This window comes from Hoeflea sp. BAL378, assembly GCF_000759435.1.
Taxonomy (GTDB): Bacteria; Pseudomonadota; Alphaproteobacteria; order Rhizobiales; family Rhizobiaceae; genus Hoeflea.
This window is the reverse complement of the sequence record NZ_JRJG01000034.1, coordinates 32556-53267: the sequence shown is the minus strand read 5'-3', so window position 1 is coordinate 53267 and position 20712 is coordinate 32556. Positions and strand designations below refer to the sequence as shown.

Below are 20712 nucleotides of genomic sequence, written 5' to 3'. Positions count from 1 at the left end.
TTACGCAATCGGGGCGGCGCCGTAAAGCTCCGGCCCGCTTGACCGCGGCAAAGGCCGATCAGGCAGCGGAGCCGCGGCCCGAGGTGATCACCATATCGTCGCGGTGGATCATGGCGGCGCGGCCGGTATAGCCGAGAATGGCCTCGATCTCGCCCGACTTGCGCCCGGCGATGCGCCGCGCCTCGTCGGCGTCGTAAGCCGACAGGCCGCGGGCGATCTCGCGGCCATCGGCATCGCAGACTGCGACCGGGTCGCCGCGATGGAACTCGCCGGCGACGGAGCGGACGCCCGCCGGCAGCAGGCTCTTGCCCGAGCGCAAGGCGATTTCCGCGCCGGCGTCGATGCCCAGCCGGCCGGCGGGGTCGAGCTGGCCGGCGATCCAGGTCTTGCGCGCGGTCTGGGGCGTGCCCGAGGGGCGGAACCAGCTCGATCTTGCGCCCCTGTCGATGGCCGCCAGCGGATGGTCGGACTTGCCCGAGGCGATGATCATGGCGCAGCCGGCGCCGGTGGCGATCTTGCCGGCGTCGATCTTGGTCTTCATGCCGCCGCGCGACAGTTCCGAGCCGGCGTCGCCCGCCATCGCCTCGATCTTGGGCGTGATGGCGTCGATGGTCGCAAGAAAGCGGGCGTCGGGATCGAGATGCGGCGGGGCGGTGTAGAGCCCGTCGATGTCGGACATCAGCACCAGCAGGTCGGCGCTGACCATGGTGGCGACGCGGGCGGCGAGCCGGTCGTTGTCGCCGTAGCGGATCTCGCTGGTGGCCACCGTGTCGTTCTCGTTGATGATCGGCACCGCCCCGTGCCGCAACAGTTCGGCGATGGTGGCGCGCGCGTTCAGATAGCGCCGCCGCTCCTCGGTGTCGCCGAGCGTGAGCAGGATCTGGCCGGCGACGATCGCATGGGTGGCGAGGCTCGCGGACCAGGCGCGCGCCAGCGCGATCTGGCCGACGGCGGCGGCGGCCTGGCTTTCCTCGAGCCGCAGGCTGCCGCTCGCGAGCCCGAGCACGGTACGGCCCATGGCGATGGCGCCGGAGGAGACGACGAGCACCTCCGCGCCCGCGCGCTTGAGCTCGGCGATATCGGCGCAGAGCGATTCGAGCCAGGTGGTCTTGAGGCCATGGTCGCGGTCGACCAGCAGCGCCGAGCCGATCTTGATGACAATCCGCCGGTGGGCGGATACCGGTTTGCGGGAGGCGTCCATGCTCAGTCCTTCGGCGCCGTGACGCCGCCGGTCCGCGCGGCCTCGGCCTCGGCATCCTCGGCCTTGGCGCCGACGATGATGTCGCGCAGCGCGCGCAGGCCGCCGGTCATGCCCTCGCCGGTGATGGCGGAGATCTCGTAGGGCGTCCGTTTGGCCGCCTTCTTCAGCGCCCGGACCTTTTCGGCGCGCGCCTTCGCGTCGACCACGTCGACCTGGCTCAGGGCCACGATCTCCGGCTTCTCGGCGATGCCGTGGCCATAGGCCTCGAGTTCATGGCGCACCGTCTTGTAGGCCTTGGCGACATCCTCCTCGAGCGCCGAGACCAGGTGCAGCAGGACGCGGGTGCGCTCGACATGGCCGAGGAACCGGTCGCCGATGCCGACGCCCTCATGGGCGCCCTCGATCAGGCCGGGAATGTCGGCCAGCACGAATTCGCGGCCGTCGATGGTGGCGACGCCGAGATTGGGATGCAGCGTGGTGAAGGGATAATTGGCGATCTTCGGCCGCGCCCGCGTGACGGAGGCGAGGAAGGTCGACTTGCCGGCATTGGGCAGGCCGACGAGGCCGGCGTCGGCGATCAGCTTGAGCCTGAACCAGACAGTCTTCTCCTGGCCCTCCTGCCCCGGATTGGCGTGGCGCGGCGCCTGGTTGGTGGCGGATTTGAAATGCGCATTGCCGAAACCGCCATTGCCGCCGGCGGCGAGCCGGTAGCGCTCGCCGACCGTGGTCAGGTCGCAGATCAGCGTCTCGCCATCCTCCTCGAATATCTGGGTTCCGGCGGGGACCTTCAGGGTGACGCTGTCGCCGCCGGCGCCGGTGCGGTTGCGGCCCATGCCGTGGCCGCCGGTCTTGGCCTTGAAATGCTGCTGGAAGCGGTAGTCGATCAGCGTGTTGAGCCCGTCGACGGCCTCCACCCAGACATCGCCGCCGCGTCCGCCGTCGCCGCCGTCAGGCCCGCCGAACTCGATGTATTTCTCGCGCCGGAAGGAGACGCTGCCTGCGCCGCCGTCGCCGGAGCGGATATAGACCTTGGTTTCGTCGAGGAACTTCATCTGGCTGGACCGATCGGGGCTTTTGTCGCGATTTTTGCCGGCCTGGCGCATGCCTCCGGCTTTGCCCGCATCGATAAACTCCTCGGCACGCAAGGTCAAAGCCTATTGCGACATCGCGCCGAGCCGTGCCGCGCCGCGGGCTACGGCCTGATCGCCTCGGCGCCCGCGCGGGTGCGGGCGAAATTGACCCTGACCCGGGCGACGGGAAGCGCGAACTTGGTCACCAGCGCGGTGTTGCGCAGGGTGCCATCGTCCTCGAGCACCAGCTTGTCGAAGAAGCGCACGACATTGGATTTGCCCGAGGGGTCGAGGTCGACGCGGTAGCTGAAGCGGGCGGTGTTGCCCGAAACGCGAACGGTGGTCTGGCCCAGCACATCCTCGCGGGTGCCGGTGTAGGTGCCGGGCCCGGTGCGGGTGAAGATCCAGGTCTTGGTGTCGCGCTCGCCGTCGTCGTAGATGAAATCCTCGCGCAGCGTCAGCTCCGGTCCGCGCACCTTGCCGGTGAGGTCGACCCGGAAGGAGCGCCGGAGCCCGGTGATGGCGGCGAAGCTGCCATAGGCATAGGTCTTGCCCTCGAAGAAATCCTCGAGCTTGAGATCCCGGGCCTGGGCGGGGGCCGCGGCGAGAACGGCGCAGAGCGGCAGGATCGCCAGGGGACGCAGAAGACGGCTGAGAAGGGTCATGAGGGGGTCCTTTCGGGTCATGATCCCTTTACGCCGGAAACCGTCAGCCGGATTAGGCGGGCGGGCCCGGGAGGCCCGCCCGTGTCTCCGCTTCGGCCTAGGAGGCCCGCGCCCGGTTCTCGTTCGACCAGGCGATCAGCGAGATCCAGGTCTTGCGGTCGAGCCGGAACCATTCGACCGCGACGGAGGCGTTGATCGACAGGATGTCGATCATGCCCGTGCCCTGGAACTGGAAGCCGCTCTTCTGCAGCACCCGGCGCGAGGCGGGGTTGATCACCCGGCAGCGGGCGTCGATGTGCTCGATCTCGCGGGTGCGGAAGGCCATGTCGACCAGCGCGTGCACCGCCTCGGTGGCGATGCCGCGGCGCCAGAACGGCTCGCCGATCCAGTAGCCGAGCTCGAGCGATTTGCCGTCGCGTCCGGTCTCCAGCGCACAGCAGCCGTAGAGCTGGCCGGTGTCGGCGTCGGTGATGGCATAGACGCAATTGCCATTCCCGCGGGTGGCGGAGGCGCGCACGAAGGTCTCGGCGTCGCCTCGGCCATAGGGATGCGGGATGCGCGACACCATGGTGGCGATGGCCGGATTGTCGGCGAGAATGGCAATTGCGTCGATGTCCTCGGCGTGGGGCGCGCGCAGGACAAGGGATTCGGTCAACAGGACGGGGCAATCGAAGGCCGTCGGGCGTTCGAGGCTCTCCGTGCCGCTACAGGGCTCGCATGCGGGGTCGCTGTCTGGGTCGTGTCTCATGGTCATTCTCCGGTTTTGGACAAAGGAAAGGGGAGATGGCGTTCCATCTCCCCTGCCTTGATCCGGTGTTCCGGAGGATGCCTGTTCAGGCCGGGTCGATGAGACGCCGGCCTAAAGGAAGGATCCGGCTTATTCCGCTGCTTCCGCTTTCGCGACAACGGACACATAGGTTCGGCCGTTGGCTTTCTTGCGGAAGTCAACATTGCCCGGCTGCACGGCAAAAATGGTGTGGTCCTTGCCAAGGCCTACGCCTGTGCCGGGATGCCACTTGGTGCCGCGCTGACGCAGAATGATGTTGCCGGCGATGACGTTCTCGCCGCCGAACTTCTTCACGCCGAGGCGCTTGGATTCCGAATCGCGACCGTTGCGCGACGAACCGCCAGCTTTTTTGTGTGCCATGGGTCTGCTCCTGTTCCGCCCTCAAGGGCGATTGTCTCACGTGCGGCTTTCGCCGCCAGGGCCCGAACGGGCGGTTGATTACTTGGCGAGGGCCTTGGCCTGGTCGCGCCAGTCCGAGATCTGGTCGGCGCTGAACGGCATGGCTTCGTCGATGCGGGCGATGTCGGCGTCGGTGAGAGCCGCCACCTGGGCGAATGTGGTGATGCCCTGTTCGTTGAGCTGGCCTGCCGCGACCGGGCCGATGCCCTTGATCTTGGTCAGGTTGTCGCCCTTGCCTTCCGGCGCGGTGAACAGCGGCGCAGAAGCGGCTTCGGCCTTGGGAGCGTCAGCCTTCTTGGCCTCGGCCTTGGGCGCGTCGTCCTTCTTCGCGGCAGCCTTCTTGGCGGGCTTGGCGCCGCCGGTCAGGATGTCGGTGATCTTGACGACCGTCTGGTGCTGGCGGTGGCCGCGGATGCGCTTGGAGTTCTGCCGGCGGCGCTTCTTGAAGGCGATGACCTTGCGGGCGCGGCCCTGCTCGACGACTTCGGCGACCACGGTGGCGCCTTCGACGAAGGGAACGCCAAAGGTTGCGCCGGCGCCTTCGCCGACCATGAGGATTTCGGTGAACTCGACGGTATCGCCTGCGGCGCCTTCAAGCTTTTCGATCGTCAGAACGTCATTGGCGGCGACGCGGTACTGCTTACCGCCGGTTTTAATGACTGCGAACATCTTTTGTCCTTTCGTGTTCGTCCGGCTCTCGCCTTGCGGCGGGCCGTCTTTTTTGCCAGTCGGAACGAATCGGCCGGGTCCATTGGCGGACGCTGCCGGGTGAAGCCCGGTGGAAAGTCCAGCACAGTGTCACCATGCAGGGGCCTTCAACCAAAGGCGAACGGCGCAGGAAGCCCACGCCGCATTCGGGTCGCGAGATACGTGAGGCGATGGCAAGAGTCAAGCCAAATTGGCCGTCGCGCCGCCGATCGGGCAGCGGTTCGGGGCGCCTGGCGGCTTTACCGGCAAACTTACCCCTTGTGCAACCGGCCCGCGCCGGTTATGGAAGCGCCCGCGCACTGATACTGCGCCGACCAAAGACGCGGAGAGGTGGCTGAGTGGTCGAAAGTACCGCACTCGAAATGCGGCGTGGGGGCAACTCCACCGTGGGTTCGAATCCCACCCTCTCCGCCATTTTTCCGATCGCGGCAGATCCGTTTCGCCCGGCGACCCTTGACGGGTTCGCGGGCCGTGCTCGTGAGAGCGGCCCGGTCGCCCATCCCTGACATCTTCTGCACCCGTCCCGATCGCACCTACTCTTGCGCGGTCAGGAAGGCCGTCAGGGCCGCAAGTTCCGGGGCCTGGATCTCGTGGCCGCCGTCGTGGAGGCTGGTCTCGACGCGGCTGCCCTGGGCGCTGAAATAGGCCACGAGCCGCTCGGTCAGCGGCAGCGGGCAGATCGGGTCGCGGCGGCCGGCGGTGATCAGCACCCGCTTTCCGGCAAGCTCCTGATTGGGCTCCGGCTCAAACGGAATGAGCGGATGCAGCAGCGCCATGCGGTCGAACAGGCCGGCATGGCTGAAGGCCACGGAGGCCAGGATATTGGCGCCGTTCGAATAGCCGAGCCCGTAGACTGGAACGCCCGGGTTCTCCGCCTTGTGGGCGGCGATGAAGCCCGCCATCTTCTCCGTCCGCTCAGCCAGGTCGGCCATGTCGTAGACGCCCTCGCCGGTGCGGCGGAAGAAGCGCAGCGCGCCGTGTTCGGAAACGTCGCCGCGCGGCGAGACGAGGCCCGCGTCGGGTAGAATCTGGCTCACCAGGCCCGAGAACTGGTGCTCGTCGCCGCCGGTGCCGTGGAAGGCGAAGACCAGCGGGGCGCCAGCGGCGGCCGGTCGTATGAGGGCGTGATAATGCGTCGTCATGATTTTGGCCTCCGGTGGCGGGATCGTGCGATCCCGCCGGGAATGAGTCAGTCGGTGATCGGCTCGAGCAGTTTCTGGATCTCGGCCCGATGCGCCTCGTAGCGGGTCGGCAGCTTGAGGCTCTCGCCCAAATGGGCGACATCCTCGTCGCGGTCGAAGCCGGGCTCGTTGGTGGCGACCTCGAACAGGACGCCGCCGGGCGTGCGGAAATAGATCGCCCAGAAATAGTCGCGGTCGATCACCGGGGTGACCTGGTAGCCGGTGTCCATCAGCGCCTTGCGGACCGCGAGCTGCGCCGCCCGGTCTTCCACCGCGAAGGCGATGTGATGCACGGAGCCGGCGCCCTGCCGGGCCGGACCGGCCTCGGGCAGCGTTTCGATGTCGATGACATCGGCGCCATTGCCGCCGGCAATGGCAAAGCGGGTGTGGCTGCCCTCAGCGTCTACCTTTTCGTAGCCCATGAAGCGCAGCAGCTCGGCGGTGGCGCCGCCGTCGCGGAGCCTGAGGCTCGCGCCGCGGAAGCCCTTGATGGCCTCGGATGCGGCGACGCCGCCCTGCTGCCAGCCGGTCCTGTCGTCGCCGTCGACCTCGATCAGCGAGAAACTGTCGCGGTCGGGGCCGTCAAAGCGCAGGCGCCTGTCGCCGAAGACTTCGCTTTCACTGAGCCCGCCGACATTCTGCGCCACCAGGCGCTGCTTCCAGAACTCCAGCGAGCCCTTGGGGACGGCAAAATAGGTGTCGCCCACTTCCCCGGCGCCCGGGCGTCCCGCGGCGATGTTCGGAAAGGGGAAATAGGTCATCACCGAACCGGGCGTGCCCAGTTCGTCGCCGTAATAGAGATGGTAGACCTCCGGCGCGTCGAAATTGACGGTTTTCTTGACCCGGCGCAGGCCCAGGGTCTTGGTGAAGAAATCGCTGTTCTGCTGGGCGTGGGCGGCCATCGACGTGACGTGATGCAGGCCCTTGATCTCGGTGATCATGATGGTTCCTTTCCGGCGCCAGGGTTGCGTCTGGCTTGGGACCAAGATGGGGGAGATCATTGCAGTTTTGAATAGCAATAATATTGACAATATAATTGCAGAATACGTAATAATCGGCGATGAGCGAACTCAGCCAGATCCGCGCCTTTCTCGCCGTCGCCGAGCTTCACAGTTTCGTCGCGGCGGCGCGGCAGCTGTCGATGACCGCGCCGTCGGTCACCCGCGCGGTGGGCGCGCTCGAGGACCGGCTGGGCGTGCAGCTCCTGCTGCGCACCACCCGCCAGGTGTCGCTGACCTCGGCCGGCGCGGTCTATGCCGCGCGCGTCGGGCCGCTGCTCTCCGAGTTCGTGAAGGCGGACGAGGAGGTGCGCGAGCAGGTTGGGGAGGCCGCGGGCCTGCTTCGGATCAATGCGCCGATGTCGCTGGGGCTGCAGATCCTGCCCGATGTCGCCTCGGGCTTCCGGGTGGATCATCCCGACACGGTGCTGTCGCTGAGCCTCACCGACCGGTTCATCGACATCGTCTCCGAGAAGGTCGACCTGGCGATCCGGATCTCGCAGGCGCCCACGGACAAATCGACGATCTGGCGCAAGATCTGCCGGGTGCGCCGCGTGCTGGTGGCCTCTCCGGGCTATCTGGCGGCCTTCGGCAGCATCACCCGGCCGGAAGAGCTGCACGGCCATGCCCGGCTTGCCTATGACGGCGAGGCTGTGAGCGAGACCTGGGATCTCTCCCATGCCGGCCGGACGCACAGGGTCAGGGCCGGGCAGGCGCTCGCCAGCAACAATGGCGACCTGATCGCGCGGCTGGCCGAGAACGGCGAAGGCGTGGCGCTGCTGCCCTGGTTCATCGTCGAGCCGGCGCTCAACGCCGGGCGGCTCACCCAGGTGCTGCCCGAGTGGGAGCCCGCGCCGTTGTGGCTGACGCTCTATTACCCGCCCTACGAGACCCTGCCGCTCCGGGTGAAGACATTTTCCGACTTCTTCGAGACCTACGTGACCACGATCCGGTCGCTGTGAGCGGCGGCCGGTCCGCCGCGGGAGCGCGCGACGGGAAATGCGAAGGGTTTGGGCTGTGCTCAGGCTTCGGACGTGGCCTCGGCCGCCGGCTGCTTGACCTTGCGCTTCCGCGTGACCAGCACGAAGAACAGCGGCACGAAGATGATGCCCAGGATCGTGCCGGTGAGGGTGCCGCCGAGCACGCTCGTGCCGATGGCGTTGCGGCCGCCGGAGCCGGCGCCGGTGCTGATGACCAGCGGCAGCACGCCGAGCGAGAAGGCCATCGAGGTCATGATGATTGGGCGGAACCGCTGCCGCGCCGCCTCGCGCACCGCATCGAACAGGGTTTCGCCGGCCTCGTAGCGTTCGCGGGCGAATTCGACGATGAGGATGGCGTTCTTGCCCGTGAGCCCCACCACGGTGAGCAGGCCCACCTGGAAGAAGACGCCGTTCTGGTAGCCGCCGAACAGGGTCCACAGCACTGCGCCGAGGATGCCGACCGGCATCACCAGCATGACGGCAAAGGGGATCGACCAGCTTTCATAGAGCGCCGCCAGGCAGAGGAACACCGCCGCCAGCGACAGCGCATAGAGCAGCGGCGCCTGGTTGCCGGACTGGCGCTCTTCCAGCGACAGGCCGGTCCAGGCCACGCCGTAGCCCGGAAGCTGCGCCGCCAGCCGCTCGATCTCGGCCATGGCTTCGCCGGTGGTCACGCCCGGCGCGGGCGATCCCTGGATCTGCATGGCGCCCACCGCATTGTAGCGGTTGAGCCCCTGCGGGCCGAAGGTCCAGCTTCCTTCGGCGAAATTGGCGAAGGGAACCAGTCCGCCGCTCGCATTGCGCACCTTCCATTTGGCGAGATCGGAGGGAAGGGCGCGGGCGTCGCCTTCGCCCTGGATATAGACGCGCTTGATCTGGTCGCGGTCGATGAAGTCATTGACGTAGCTGCCGGCCCAGGCGATGCGGAGCAGTTGCGCGACGTCGGATGCGGTGACGCCCATGGCGCCGGCGGCGCGCCAGTCGATGTCGAGGTGGTACTGCGCGGCGTCCTCGAGCCCGGAGGGGCGGATCGAGCTGATGAGCGGGCTTTGCGTGGCCATGCCGAGAAGCTGGTTGCGGGCCGTGAGCAACTGGTCATGGGTCTGGCCGTCGCGGGCCTCGAGATAGAAGTCGAAGCCGCTCATGATGCCGAGTTCGGGCACCGAGGGCGGAACGATCGGGAAGACCATGGCGTCCTGAATGCCCATCAGGGCGGGGAAGGCGCGGCCGGCGATCGCCGCAGCGCTCTGCCCCGGTTCCGTCCGCTCCTCCCAGTCCTTCAGGCGAATGAAGGCGAGCCCCATGTTCTGGCCCTGGCCAGAGAAGGAGAAGCCGATGACGCCGAACATGCTGTCGACATTGTCGGTCTCGTTTTCGAGGAAATGCGCCTCCACCTGTTCGAGCACCTTCTGGGTCCGTTCGGCGGTGGCACCGGTCGGCGCCTGGATCAGGGCCAGGAGAATGCCCTGGTCCTCGTCGGGCAGGAAGGCCGTGGGCGTCTGCAGGAAGCTCCAGACCAGCAGGCCGACGAGGCCCAGATAGATGATGCCGATGCGCAGGGGCCGGCGGATGATCCAGCCGACGGTGCCGCCATAGCCGCGGCTGACGCGTTCGAATCCGCGGTTGAACCAGCCGGCGGGACCGCGGGTGGCGTGGTGCGCGGCCTTCGACGTCAGCAGCGTGGCGCAGAGCGCCGGCGTCAGCGTCAGCGCCACCAGAACGGAGAGGCCCATGGCCGAGACGATGGTGATGGAGAACTGCTGGTAGATGACGCCGGTGGAGCCGCCGAAAAAGGCCATCGGCACGAACACCGCCGACAGCACCAGGGCGATGCCGATCAGCGCGCCGGTGATCTGGCCCATCGACTTGCGCGTGGCCTCGAGCGGGCTGAGCCCTTCCTCCTCCATGATGCGCTCGACATTCTCGACCACGACGATCGCGTCATCGACCAGCAGGCCGATGGCGAGCACCATGGCGAGCATGGTCAGCGTGTTGATGGAGAAGCCCGCGGCGGCGAGGATGCCGAAGGTGCCGAGCAGGACCACCGGCACGGCGAGCGTCGGAATCAGCGTGGCGCGGAAATTCTGCAGGAACAGCAGCATGACCAGGAACACGAGCACGATGGCTTCGACCAGCGTCTTGACCACTTCGCCGATGGAGATCTGGATGAAGGGCGTCGTGTCATAGGGAATGACGTAGCTCACGCCTTCGGGGAAGAAGGCCGAGGCCTCCTCGATCTTGGCCTTGACGAGCTCGGCGGTGCTGAGCGCGTTGGCGCCCGCCGCCAGCCGGATCGCCATGCCGGTCGACGGCTTGCCGTTGAAGCGGGCGATGGTGGAATAGTTCTCGGCGCCGATCTCGACGCGGGCCACGTCCTTGAGCAGCACGAGGCCGCCGTCGGTGGCGGCGCGGATGACGATGCCCTCGAAATCCTCGGGCGTGGTCAGCAGCGATTGCGCGGTGATGGTGGCGTTGAGCTGCTGGCCCTCGACCGTCGGCAGGGTGCCGAAGGCGCCGGCGGAAATCTGGGCGTTCTGCGCCGAGACCGCGCCCACCACATCCTCCGGCGCCAGTTCGTAGGCGGCGAGCTTGACCGGATCGAGCCAGATGCGCATGGCGTATTTGGCGCCGAACACCTGCACTTCGCCGACGCCTTCGAGCCGGCTGAACTCGTCGACGAGATTGGTGTTGAGGTAGTCGGACAGGTCGGTCTGGTCGAACCCGCCGTCATCGGAAATCAGCGCGATCACCATCAGGAAGCTTGCCGAGGACTTCTGCACCGTCACGCCCAGGCGCTGCACCGTCTCGGGCAGCAGCGTGAGCGCCTGCGACAGCTTGTTCTGGACCTGGACCTGGGCGATGTCGGGATCGACGCCGGTCTCGAAGGTCAGCGTGATCGACGCCGTTCCGGCGGAGGTGGAGCTCGAGGAGAAGTAGCGCAGGCCGTCGAGGCCGGTCAGCCGCTGCTCGATGACCTGGGTCACCGTGTTGGCGATGGTCTGCGCGGAGGCGCCGGGGTAATTCGCCGAGATCGAGATCGTCGGCGGCGCGATCTGCGGGTATTGCGAGACCGGCAGCGTCAGGATGGAGAGGACGCCGGCGCCCATGATGATGATCGAGATCACCCAGGCAAAGATCGGCCGGTCGATAAAGAAACGTGCCATGTCGGTCTCCGCGAGCTCAGTTTTGTGCCGGTTGTTCGGCGCGTTCTTCGGGGGCAACCGTGGCTCCGGCCGCGATTTTCTGCAGGCCTTCGACGATCACCCTGTCGCCGGCCTTGACGCCGTCGGTGACGATCCAGTCCGAGCCGCGGTCGCTGACGATGGTCAGCGTGCGCAGCTCGACCACGTTGTCCGGCCCGACCACCAGGGCCGTCGGGGCGCCGCGACGGTCGCGCGACACGCCTTCCTGGGGAACCAGAATGGCGTCCTCGATGACGCCCTGGGGCATCTCGACCTGGACATACATGCCGGGCAGCAGCATTTCGTCGGGATTGGGAAACTGCAGACGCAGGGTGACGACGCCGGTCTGTTCGTCGACATGCGGTTCGGCGGCGGTGAGTTCGCCGGTCTGGTCGAAGGTGGTGCGGTCGGCCAGCATCAGCGAGACCTTGGTGTCGGCCTTCGACCCTGCCGCGAGCGGTCCCTGGCGCTTCCAGCGCACCAGATCGGCGGCCGACTGGGCGACGTCGACATAGACTGGGTCAAGCTTGCGGATCACCGCCAGCGGATCGGACTGGCCGGAAATGATGAGCGCGCCCTGGGTGGTGAGCGAGCGTCCGATGACGCCCGACAACTGCGCGCGGATGGTGGTGCGCTCGAGGTCGATATTGGCGGCGAGCAGTTGCGCCTTGGCGACCTGCAGGGCGGCGTCGGCGATGTCGCGGGTGGTGAGGGCGGCATCGAGCGCCTGTTCGCTGGCGACGTTGCTCTTGCGCAGGGACTCCATGCGGACGAGTTCGCGGTTGGTCGATTTGAGGCTGACCTCGGCCTGGTTGACGGCGGCCTGCGCCGCCACGACCTGCGCCCGGTAGGTCGCCGGATCGATGCGATAGAGGATGTCGCCCTCCTTGACGGCCGAGCCTTCCTCGAACAGGCGTTCGACGATGATGCCGTTGACCTGCGGGCGCACTTCGGCGACGCCGGAGGCGACGACGCGGCCGGGAAGCGTGGACGTGACCGTGACGGTTTCCGCCTTCAGCGTGACGACGGTCACCGCCGCGGGCGGTTGCTGCGGCTGCTGCGCCGTGGCGGCAGAGACCGTCATCGCGACAGCCAGGGAACAAAAGAGGGCGTGAAGCGCTAACCTCATTGAATATCTCCGTGAAGTATGGAGTCGCCGCTTGGCGAACAGACGCACTGGGGCTAATATGAAAACTAAGTGGTTTTATAATTGCTTTTCCGCAATGCGCAAGCGGAACGCTGCACCTGCGAAGAGAGAGGGTTAACTTGTTGCCAAAAAGCCTCATTTCCTGTCGCGGCCCGGGCAGGCCGCGCCAGCTCGACGCCAGCGAACGGGAGGCGATAATCATCGACGCGGCGGAGCGGGTGATCCTGTCCCGGGGACTGGGCGGCGCCTCGATGGCGGCGATCGCGCAGGAGGCCGGCATGTCGAAGCGGACGCTCTACGAGGTGTTCGAGTGCCGCGCCGTCCTGTTCGCCAGCGTGGTGCGGCGCATCCGCAACCGGGTGACGCGGCCGCTCAGCGAAAGCGACCTCGAGCTGCCGCTGGCGCACCGGCTGCGGCTGCTGCTGACGCCGACGGACGAGAAGTTCTCGGATCTGCTGCCGCTGGCGATCCTGCGCGCGGTGATCGCGGAAGCGGACCGGCAGCCGGACCTGGTGCGGGAATTCCTGCAGGAGGGGCCGCATGCGCTCTACGCCATGATTCGCCGGGAGCTCGACCGCTCCGTGGCCCGGGGCGAGATCCGCATCGCCGACACGGAAAGCGCCGCCCGGCTGATGGCCGACATGGCGCATGAAAGCGTGCTGGAACATCTGGTCTCCGCCAAGCCGGCCTGCGCGCGCCAGCAGGCGCATGAACGCCGCCTGGACTTGGCCATCCAGGTGTTTCTGGGTGGAATCGCGGAGGCCGGATAGGGCGCACAGGGTCCCCGGCACGCCGGCGAGACCCGGACCGGGTCGTGGTCCCTACGCCGCCGGGTGCACCCGTCCTTCAAACTGACATGATCCGGTCTTATTAGCTGGCCGAGACGTCGGACTGACCGAATGTGCCGCGCCTGTCCGCGCTGGCGGGCGCGCGACCGCCGGGCGCCTGAACGGTCAAACCCGCGATCCGAGTCCGCGGCCCGGTTCAATTCGGTTCCGAACCGCCCGATTATACTGTAGGACCCCACCAACGCCCTCCCGCCAGGACAAAGCCATGAAATTTCGCTTCCCCATCGTCATCATCGACGAGGATTTCCGATCGGAGAATTCCTCGGGCCTCGGCATCCGCGCCATGGCGCAAGCCATCGAGAACGAGGGGTTCGAGGTCCTGGGGGTGACGGGCTATGGCGACCTGTCGCAATTCGCCCAGCAGCAGTCGCGCGCCTCGGCCTTCGTGCTGTCGATCGACGACGAGGAGTTCAGCCCCGGCCCGGACGTCGATCCGGCGGTGGTCAATCTGCGCAATTTCATCGAGGAAGTGCGCTGGAAGAACGCCGACGTGCCGATCTACATCTATGGCGAGACCAAGACCAGCCGGCACCTGCCCAACGACATCCTGCGCGAGCTGCACGGCTTCATCCACATGTTCGAGGACACGCCGGAATTCGTCGCCCGCCACATCATCCGCGAGGCCAAGAGCTATCTCGAGGGGATCAAGCCGCCGTTCTTCAAGGCGCTGCTCAACTATGCCGAGGACGGATCCTATTCCTGGCACTGCCCGGGGCATTCGGGCGGGGTGGCGTTCCTGAAAAGCCCGATCGGGCAGATGTACCACCAGTTCTACGGCGAGAACATGCTGCGCGCCGACGTCTGCAATTCGGTCGAGGAATTGGGCCAGTTGCTCGAGCACAACGGCGCCATCGGCGCGTCGGAGCGCAACGCCGCGCGGATCTTCAATGCCGACCACTGCTTCTTCGTCACCAACGGCACCTCGACATCCAACAAGATGGTCTGGCACCACACGGTGGCGCCGGGCGACGTCGTGGTGGTCGACCGCAATTGCCACAAGTCGATCCTGCACTCGATCATCATGACCGGGTCGATCCCGGTGTTCCTCAAGCCCACGCGCAACCATTACGGCATCATCGGCCCGATCCCGCAGAGCGAGTTCGAGGTGGAGTCGATCAAGGCCAAGATCCGCGCCAACCCGCTGCTCGAGGGCGTCGACGCCGACACGGTCAAGCCGCGCATCATGACGCTGACGCAGTCGACCTATGACGGCGTGCTCTACAACACCGAGACGATCAAGACGCTGCTCGACGGCTATGTCGACAACCTGCATTTCGACGAGGCCTGGCTGCCGCACGCCTCGTTCCACCCGTTCTACGGCAGCTACCATTCGATGGGGCGCAAGCGGGCGCGGCCGATGCATTCGGTCACCTACGCCACGCAGTCGATCCACAAGCTGCTCGCCGGCATCAGCCAGGCGAGCCACGTGCTGGTGCAGGACAGCCAGGACACCAAGCTCGACCGGCACCTCTTCAACGAGGCCTATCTGATGCACACCTCGACCAGCCCGCAATATTCGATCATTGCGAGCTGCGACGTGGCGGCGGCGATGATGGAGCCGCCGGGTGGCACGGCGCTGGTGGAGGAAAGCATCGCGGAGGCGCTCGATTTCCGCCGGGCCATGCGCAAGGTCGACGAGGAATTCGGCGAGGACGACTGGTGGTTCCAGGTCTGGGGACCGGACGAGCTGGAAGAGGAAGGCATCGGCCACACCAAGGACTGGGTGCTCAAGCGCACCGACGCCGAAGGCGTGCAGTCCTCGGACGGCGAGGAGTCCTGGCACGGATTCGGCGACATGGCGCCCGGCTTCAACATGCTCGATCCGATCAAGGCGACGATCATCACCCCCGGCCTCAATCTCGACGGACGCTTCGAGGAGACCGGCATTCCGGCCTCGATCGTGACCAAATACCTGGCCGAGCACGGCGTGGTGGTGGAGAAGACCGGGCTCTACAGCTTCTTCATCATGTTCACCATCGGCATCACCAAGGGCCGCTGGAACTCGCTGCTGACCGAATTGCAGCAGTTCAAGGACGACTACGACCAGAACCAGCCGATGTGGCGGATCATGCCCGAATTCTGCGCCAAGCAGCCGCGCTACGAGCAGATGGGCCTCCGCGACCTGTGCCAGCACGTGCATTCGCTCTACGCCAAATATGACGTGGCGCGGCTTTCGACCGACATGTATCTGAGCGACCACCGGCCGGCGATGAAACCGAGCGACGCCTTTGCCCATATCGCCCACCGGACCACCGAGCGGGTGGCGATCGACGATCTCGAGGGCCGCATCACCACGAGCCTGGTCACGCCCTATCCGCCGGGCATTCCGCTGTTGATCCCGGGCGAGGTGTTCAACACCAAGATCGTCGAGTATCTCAAGTTCAACCGGGCCTTCGCGCATGAATGCCCGGGCTTCGAGACCGATATCCATGGCCTGGTGCAGGTAACCGGCGAGGACGGCGTGCTGCGCCACTTCGCCGATTGCGTCAGGGCCTGAGCGCCCGCGGATAGCGGCGGAACGGCGCCGCCGGCGCTTGCGCGCGCCGCCAATGGGGGTAGAACGGGCGGACCAGCCGTGAGGACCGCCGATGCCGCGTTTTGCCGCAAACCTGTCGATGATGTTCACCGAACATCCCTTCCTCGACCGTTTCGAAGCCGCTGCCGCCGCGGGCTTCGACGCGGTCGAGTTCCTTTTTCCCTATGATTATCCGGCTAACGAGATCGCCGGCCGCCGGTGCGCGGCCGGGGTGGAGCAGGCGCTGTTCAACCTCCCGCCGGGCGACTGGGCCAAGGGGGAGCGCGGTCTGGCGGCGCTGCCGGAGCGCAAGGCCGAGTTCCGGCAGTCGGTCCGCACCGCGCTCGCCTATGCGGCGGTCATCTGCGCGCCGCGCCTGCACATGATGGCGGGGCTCGCGGATCCGGGCAGCGAACGGCATCGCGCCGCCTATCGGGACAGCCTGGCCTTCGCCGCCGACGCGGCGGCGGATGAGGGGGTGACCGTGCTGATCGAACCGATCAACGGACGCGACATGCCGGGTTATTTTCTCGACGATTTCGACTCCGCGGCGGAACTGATCACGGATCTCGGCCGCGACAACATCCGCCTGCAGTTCGACATCTACCACCGGCAGGTCCTGCGCGGCGACGTGCTGCGCGGGCTTGAGGCGCTGCTGCCGCTGATCGGCCATGTCCAGATCGCCTCGGTTCCTCACCGGCAGGAGCCGGGCTCGGGGGAACTGGACGATTTCCGGATCCTTGCGGCGCTCGACGCCCTCGGCTACCGCGGCTTTGTCGGCTGCGAGTACCGGCCCCGGGCCGCCACGCTCGAGGGCCTGGGCTGGATGGGCCGGGTGCCGCGGGCCTGACGGCCTGCGGGTCAGACGGTTCCCGTGCCCGGCGCCCGGTCGGCGTGACGCATCAGACCCGAGAAGGCGAGCGGAATGGCGACAAACACCGGCAGCGCCAGATAGATCCAGGCGAAGCCGGTGTGCTCGGCGATGAAGCCGATCACCGAGGGGGCGAACAGGATGCCGGAATAGCCCATGAAGGTGACCATCGAGATCGCCACGCCCTGCGGCAGGCCGGGCAGGTTGCCCGCCGCCGAGAAGGCGATGGGGATGGTGTTGGCGAGCCCGAGGCCGGCGATGGCGAAGCCGATGACGGCCCATTCCGCCGAGGGCGCGAGGCCGGCCGCGCCCAGGCCGATCATCGCCAGGCTCGCCGAGACCCGGAAGGTCGTGACCGCGCCGAAGCGGTCGCGCACCAGGTCGCCGAGAAAGCGCATCAGCGCCATGGCCGCGGAAAAGGCGCCGAAGGCCAGTCCCGACAGCTCCGGGCTGGCGCCGAGCTCCTGGCGCAGATAGAGCGCGCCCCAGTCGAGGATGGCGCCTTCCGGCGTCATCATGATCAGGCAGATGATGCCGGTGAGCCACACGGTGGCGCCGGCGGTCAGTAGGCCGGGCCGGCGGGCGCCGGGCACGGCGCCGGGGGCGTCGTGGGGGTGCGCGGGCGGCGGATCGGCGAGCAGGCGCGGCCAGGCGACCGCCACCGCCAGCGCGATCAGCACGGAGGCCGCGAGCGCATGGAACAGGACGCCGTACTCAGCGATCAGCACGCCGCCGAGCGCCGCGCCGGCCACGCCGCCGAGGCTCCAGAAGCCGTGACAGGAGGACATGATGGCGCGATCGAGGCGCTTTTCCACCTCGACGGCGTTGGCGTTCATGGCCACATCCATGCCGCCGGTCATCGCGCCGAACAGGAACAGCGCCACCGCCGCGGTCCAGATTGACGGCGCAATGGTGACCAGCGGCAGGCCGGCGATCGTCATCACCGCCAGCGCCAGCACCGGAAGGCGCGAACCGATCCTGGCGATCAGCGTGCCGACTAGCGGCATGGCGCAGAGCGAACCGATGCCGAAGCACATGATCATCAGTCCGAGATCGCTTTCATCGAGGCTGAGCCGGACCGCGAATTCCGGAATCTTCGGCGCCCAACTGCCGACCAGGAAGCCGTTGGCCAGAAACATCAGGGACACGGCAAGGCGGTTCGGAGACAGGAGGGGCTGGGCGGCAAGTGTCGGGTTTGACATGGGGAATCCGTGTTAAATCGATTTAATAATGGCGTTACAAGCATTTCCCGCCGGGGTAAATCGGCGGGCCGGTCACATTCCCAGTGACGATGTGACACATCGTGAAGTGCAAAGGCCGGGCAGAAAAAGGTGCCGTTCGGGTGACCAACGTGCTAAGCCCGGCGATCCATAAGCAAAAGGCGGCGTCATGGGCGCCGCCAGACAATAACAAGATCGGGAGAACTACGTATGGCGACAGGATCAGCGCGGGAATGGGTGCGCCGTCTGCAACCTTACAGGCTGCCCAGCGACGGACGCAGCGCCTTTGAAACGCTCCTGACATTCGGGCTTCTCGTCTCGTTCTGGGCTCTGATGTGGTTCGCGCTGTCCTATAGCATCTTCCTGACGCTTGCGCTGTCTATTCCGGCGGCGCTGATGATGGTGCGGCTGTTCATCATCCAGCACGATTGCGGGCATCAGTCGATGTTCACGACGGCCAAGTGGAACGACCGCGTCGGCCGCGTGCTCGGCGTGCTGACGCTCACGCCCTATGACTACTGGCGCCGCTCGCATGCGATCCACCATGCCGGATCGGGCAATCTCGACCGCCGCGGCGTGGGCGACATCGACACGCTGACGGTAGAGGAATATCTCGCCCTGTCGCGGATCGGGCGGATCAAGTACCGGCTCTACCGCCATCCGCTGGTGATGTTCGGCATCGGCCCGGCCTTCATCTTCATGCTGCAGCACCGCTTGCCGGTGGCTGCGCTGAAGGACGGCGTCATGTCCTGGACCAGCGTCATGGCGACCAACCTCGCCATCGCGGCGATGTGGATCGCGCTCGGCATGCTGGTGGGCTTCAAGGTCTTCCTGATCATCCATCTGCCGATCATGCTGATCGGCGCCTCGGTGGGCGTGTGGATGTTCTATGTCCAGCACCAGTTCAACCCGACCCATTGGGACCATGCCCCGGAATGGGAGCGCGAGTTCTCCGCCCTGCACGGCAGCTCCTATTACGACCTGCCGCGGCCGCTGATGTGGGTGACCGGCAATATCGGCATCCACCACGTGCACCATCTGTCGAGCCGGATCCCGTTCTACCGGCTGCCGCAGGTCCTGAGGGATTTCCCGGAACTGGCCCAGATCGGCCGGCTGACCCTGTGGGAGAGCTTCAAGTGCGTTCCGCTCGCCCTGTGGGATGAAGACCGCCGGCGGCTGGTGCCGTTCCGCTCGGTCCGGGGCCGGACACCGGCCGCCGCGGCGGCGGCCTGAGCCGGGATTTGCGGCGCATTGCGACGGGGTCCGCCGGTCCGGCGGGCCTGCCCGCGCGGTTGCGATTTCGGCCATTATCGCTTTTGCTTGTACATCGGCAAAAAACAGTGTATTGATGAGCCATCGATTTTTGACCGGACGACTTGGTCGCTCACCGCCAGAGGCGGAGACAGGCTCAACACTTCACTTAAATTCGATGACGAACGCCTGCGCCGAGCGCTTTAAAGAGCGCTTGCGCCGGAAAATGCATTCATGGACATAAAGGACTCCCCATGAAAACCGGTACTGTCAAATTCTATAACGACCAAAAGGGCTTCGGCTTCATCGCTCCTGACGACGGCAGCAAGGACGTGTTCGTGCACGCCACTGCTCTTGAGCGCGCTGGCATGCGCGGTCTGGCCGAAGGCCAGAAGGTGTCGTTCGACACCGCTGAAGACCGTCGCACCGGCAAGACTGCCGTTTCGACCATCCAGGCTGACTGAAAAGTCCAACCTGAGACCGGCTGGCTCGGCTGGTCGCTGTGATTTGATCGCGCCCGGGAACTTCGGTTTCCGGGCGTTTTCGTGTGTCGCTGACTGCCGCGCGGTCCATGGCCGTTCATGCCCTCGTCGCGCAGGCGCCCAAACGCGAAAAGCCGGCCCACGAGGGACCGGCTTCTCAAGCCTCAGTCAGCCCTGGAAAGGCTTATGCGGTTTCCTTGGGCGTGATCACCTGGCGGCCGCGGTACATGCCTGTCTTCAGGTCGATGTGGTGCGGACGGCGCAGTTCGCCCGAATTCTTGTCCTCGACATAGGTCGGGGCCTTGAGGGCGTCGGCGGAGCGGCGCATGCCGCGCTTGGACGGGGATGTTTTACGCTTCGGAACAGCCATGACGAACTCCAGTTCAACACATAGACATGATCAACGGCCGACCCAGGGGCCGAAACTGACGCATGCCGATTTCGGAAATTTGACGGGCTTATACATGGCTCTTGCGGGTTTGACCAGCGCCGACCGCCATTTTTTTGAGACGGCGGAGCCGATGCGGCCCGGCGGCTCGGCGCCGGCGCGTCAGGCTTCGTCCTCGGCGACGATCCAGGGTTCGGCGCGGGCCGCCTCTTCCCATTCACGCCAGGCCGGCAGCGCCTTCATCCTCGCCATGTAGGCGGCCGCTTCCGGGCCGGTCTCGAAGCCATAGACGTCGAGGCGGTTGACCACCGGGGCGAACATGGCGTCGGCGATCGAGAATGCGCCCAGCAGGAACGGCCCGCCGCTCAGGCGAAGCGAGTCTCGCCACAGGGCCTCGATGCGCGCCACGTCGGCGGCGATGGCGGGGGTGAGCGCAATCGGCCGGCGCGGGCGGCGCATGTTCATCGGGCAGGCCGACCTGAGCGCCGAAAAGGACGACATCATCTCGCAGCCCATCGCCATGGCGCGGCTGCGCAGCGCCGGAGCCTCGGGCCACAGGCCCGCGCCGGGATGCCTGCGGGCCACATGATCGAGGATCGCCAGCGATTCCCAGATGGTGGCGCCGTCCTCGACCAGGACGGGGACCTTGCCGGTGGGCGAGAACGCCTTGAATGCCGGATTTCCGGCGGCCATGTCGAAGGGGACGAGCTTCTCCTCGAACGCGATGCCCGCGGCGCGCATGCCGATCCAGGGACGGAACGACCAGGACGAATAGTTCTTGTTGCCGATATAGAGGACCGGAGCGGCCATGGGCTCACC

The 20712-nt window shown here is 66.6% G+C and carries 19 protein-coding genes and 1 tRNA gene; 7 read left to right on the top strand and 13 right to left on the bottom strand.

Annotation, left to right across the window (positions count from 1 at the left end; translation table 11 throughout):
- Window positions 1–58: 58 nt before the first annotated feature.
- The 6 genes from proB to LL06_RS09350 all read right to left on the bottom strand — a co-directional run bounded on the left by proB (window position 59) and on the right by LL06_RS09350 (window position 4791).
- Window positions 59–1201 (bottom strand): glutamate 5-kinase, encoded by a 1143-nt coding sequence (proB, locus tag LL06_RS09375; protein ID WP_035525417.1) that lies wholly within the window; start codon window positions 1199–1201, stop codon window positions 59–61.
- A gap of 2 nt (window positions 1202–1203) precedes the next feature.
- Window positions 1204–2253 carry a GTPase ObgE gene (gene obgE, locus LL06_RS09370; RefSeq protein ID WP_052161358.1) on the bottom strand — a complete coding sequence of 350 codons (1050 nt, stop codon included), beginning with the start codon at window positions 2251–2253 and terminating at the stop codon, window positions 1204–1206.
- Window positions 2254–2393: 140 nt separating this feature from the next.
- A complete protein-coding gene (locus LL06_RS09365; protein WP_035525413.1) occupies window positions 2394–2936 on the bottom strand; it encodes a DUF3833 family protein in 543 nt (180 codons plus the stop codon).
- A gap of 97 nt (window positions 2937–3033) precedes the next feature.
- Complete coding sequence (locus LL06_RS09360; protein ID WP_035525411.1) at window positions 3034–3690, bottom strand: GNAT family protein; 657 nt, start codon at window positions 3688–3690, stop codon at window positions 3034–3036.
- A 123-nt stretch (window positions 3691–3813) separates the two neighbouring features.
- Window positions 3814–4083: a 50S ribosomal protein L27 gene (rpmA, locus tag LL06_RS09355; protein WP_035525407.1), complete on the bottom strand. Its 270-nt coding sequence runs from the start codon at window positions 4081–4083 to the stop codon at window positions 3814–3816.
- A gap of 78 nt (window positions 4084–4161) precedes the next feature.
- Window positions 4162–4791 (bottom strand): 50S ribosomal protein L21, encoded by a 630-nt coding sequence (locus LL06_RS09350; RefSeq protein WP_035525404.1) that lies wholly within the window; start codon window positions 4789–4791, stop codon window positions 4162–4164.
- Between the two features lie 363 nt (window positions 4792–5154).
- On the opposite strand from LL06_RS09350, the gene LL06_RS09345 reads away from it, so the two are divergent.
- A tRNA-Ser gene (locus tag LL06_RS09345) sits at window positions 5155–5244 on the top strand.
- 119 nt (window positions 5245–5363) lie between these two features.
- Here the strand turns inward: LL06_RS09345 and LL06_RS09340 are convergent.
- A complete protein-coding gene (locus tag LL06_RS09340; RefSeq protein ID WP_052161352.1) occupies window positions 5364–5972 on the bottom strand; it encodes an alpha/beta hydrolase in 609 nt (202 codons plus the stop codon).
- A 47-nt stretch (window positions 5973–6019) separates the two neighbouring features.
- Window positions 6020–6952, bottom strand: a complete 933-nt coding sequence (locus LL06_RS09335; protein WP_035525401.1) for a ring-cleaving dioxygenase — start codon at window positions 6950–6952, stop codon at window positions 6020–6022.
- Between the two features lie 119 nt (window positions 6953–7071).
- On the opposite strand from LL06_RS09335, the gene LL06_RS09330 reads away from it, so the two are divergent.
- Entirely contained in the window at window positions 7072–7971 is a 900-nt protein-coding gene (locus tag LL06_RS09330) for a LysR family transcriptional regulator (RefSeq protein ID WP_035525398.1), read from the top strand.
- A 59-nt stretch (window positions 7972–8030) separates the two neighbouring features.
- Here LL06_RS09330 and LL06_RS09325 read toward each other — a convergent pair whose 3' ends face one another.
- Both LL06_RS09325 and LL06_RS09320 read right to left on the bottom strand, forming a co-directional pair.
- A complete protein-coding gene (locus LL06_RS09325; protein WP_035525395.1) occupies window positions 8031–11153 on the bottom strand; it encodes an efflux RND transporter permease subunit in 3123 nt (1040 codons plus the stop codon).
- A 16-nt stretch (window positions 11154–11169) separates the two neighbouring features.
- A complete protein-coding gene (locus LL06_RS09320) occupies window positions 11170–12255 on the bottom strand; it encodes an efflux RND transporter periplasmic adaptor subunit (RefSeq protein WP_244447085.1) in 1086 nt (361 codons plus the stop codon).
- 185 nt (window positions 12256–12440) lie between these two features.
- Here LL06_RS09320 and LL06_RS09315 point away from each other — a divergent pair, with 185 nt between their 5' ends.
- From LL06_RS09315 to otnI, 3 genes are all read left to right on the top strand, one after another.
- The gene (locus tag LL06_RS09315) at window positions 12441–13088 is read left to right on the top strand and encodes a TetR/AcrR family transcriptional regulator (protein WP_052161351.1); all 648 of its coding nucleotides are present in this window, start codon (window positions 12441–12443) and stop codon (window positions 13086–13088) included.
- Window positions 13089–13371: 283 nt separating this feature from the next.
- The gene (locus LL06_RS09310; RefSeq protein ID WP_035525389.1) at window positions 13372–15663 is read left to right on the top strand and encodes an arginine/lysine/ornithine decarboxylase; all 2292 of its coding nucleotides are present in this window, start codon (window positions 13372–13374) and stop codon (window positions 15661–15663) included.
- A 91-nt stretch (window positions 15664–15754) separates the two neighbouring features.
- The gene (gene otnI / locus LL06_RS09305; protein WP_035525387.1) at window positions 15755–16531 is read left to right on the top strand and encodes a 2-oxo-tetronate isomerase; all 777 of its coding nucleotides are present in this window, start codon (window positions 15755–15757) and stop codon (window positions 16529–16531) included.
- A gap of 11 nt (window positions 16532–16542) precedes the next feature.
- Here the strand turns inward: otnI and LL06_RS09300 are convergent, their stop codons facing one another.
- Window positions 16543–17754 (bottom strand): MFS transporter, encoded by a 1212-nt coding sequence (locus LL06_RS09300; protein WP_035525384.1) that lies wholly within the window; start codon window positions 17752–17754, stop codon window positions 16543–16545.
- 228 nt (window positions 17755–17982) lie between these two features.
- Between LL06_RS09300 and LL06_RS09295 the strand changes: the two genes are divergently transcribed.
- Window positions 17983–19005, top strand: a complete 1023-nt coding sequence (locus LL06_RS09295; protein WP_035525382.1) for a fatty acid desaturase — start codon at window positions 17983–17985, stop codon at window positions 19003–19005.
- 272 nt (window positions 19006–19277) lie between these two features.
- Window positions 19278–19487, top strand: a complete 210-nt coding sequence (locus LL06_RS09290; RefSeq protein ID WP_035525378.1) for a cold-shock protein — start codon at window positions 19278–19280, stop codon at window positions 19485–19487.
- A 202-nt stretch (window positions 19488–19689) separates the two neighbouring features.
- On the opposite strand, the gene rpmF is transcribed toward LL06_RS09290, so the two are convergent.
- Together rpmF and LL06_RS09280 are read right to left on the bottom strand one after the other, a co-directional pair.
- Window positions 19690–19875, bottom strand: coding sequence for a 50S ribosomal protein L32 (gene rpmF, locus LL06_RS09285; protein WP_035525376.1), 186 nt, complete (start codon window positions 19873–19875; stop codon window positions 19690–19692).
- A gap of 180 nt (window positions 19876–20055) precedes the next feature.
- Entirely contained in the window at window positions 20056–20703 is a 648-nt protein-coding gene (locus LL06_RS09280) for a glutathione S-transferase family protein (protein WP_035525373.1), read from the bottom strand.
- Window positions 20704–20712: the final 9 nt, after the last annotated feature.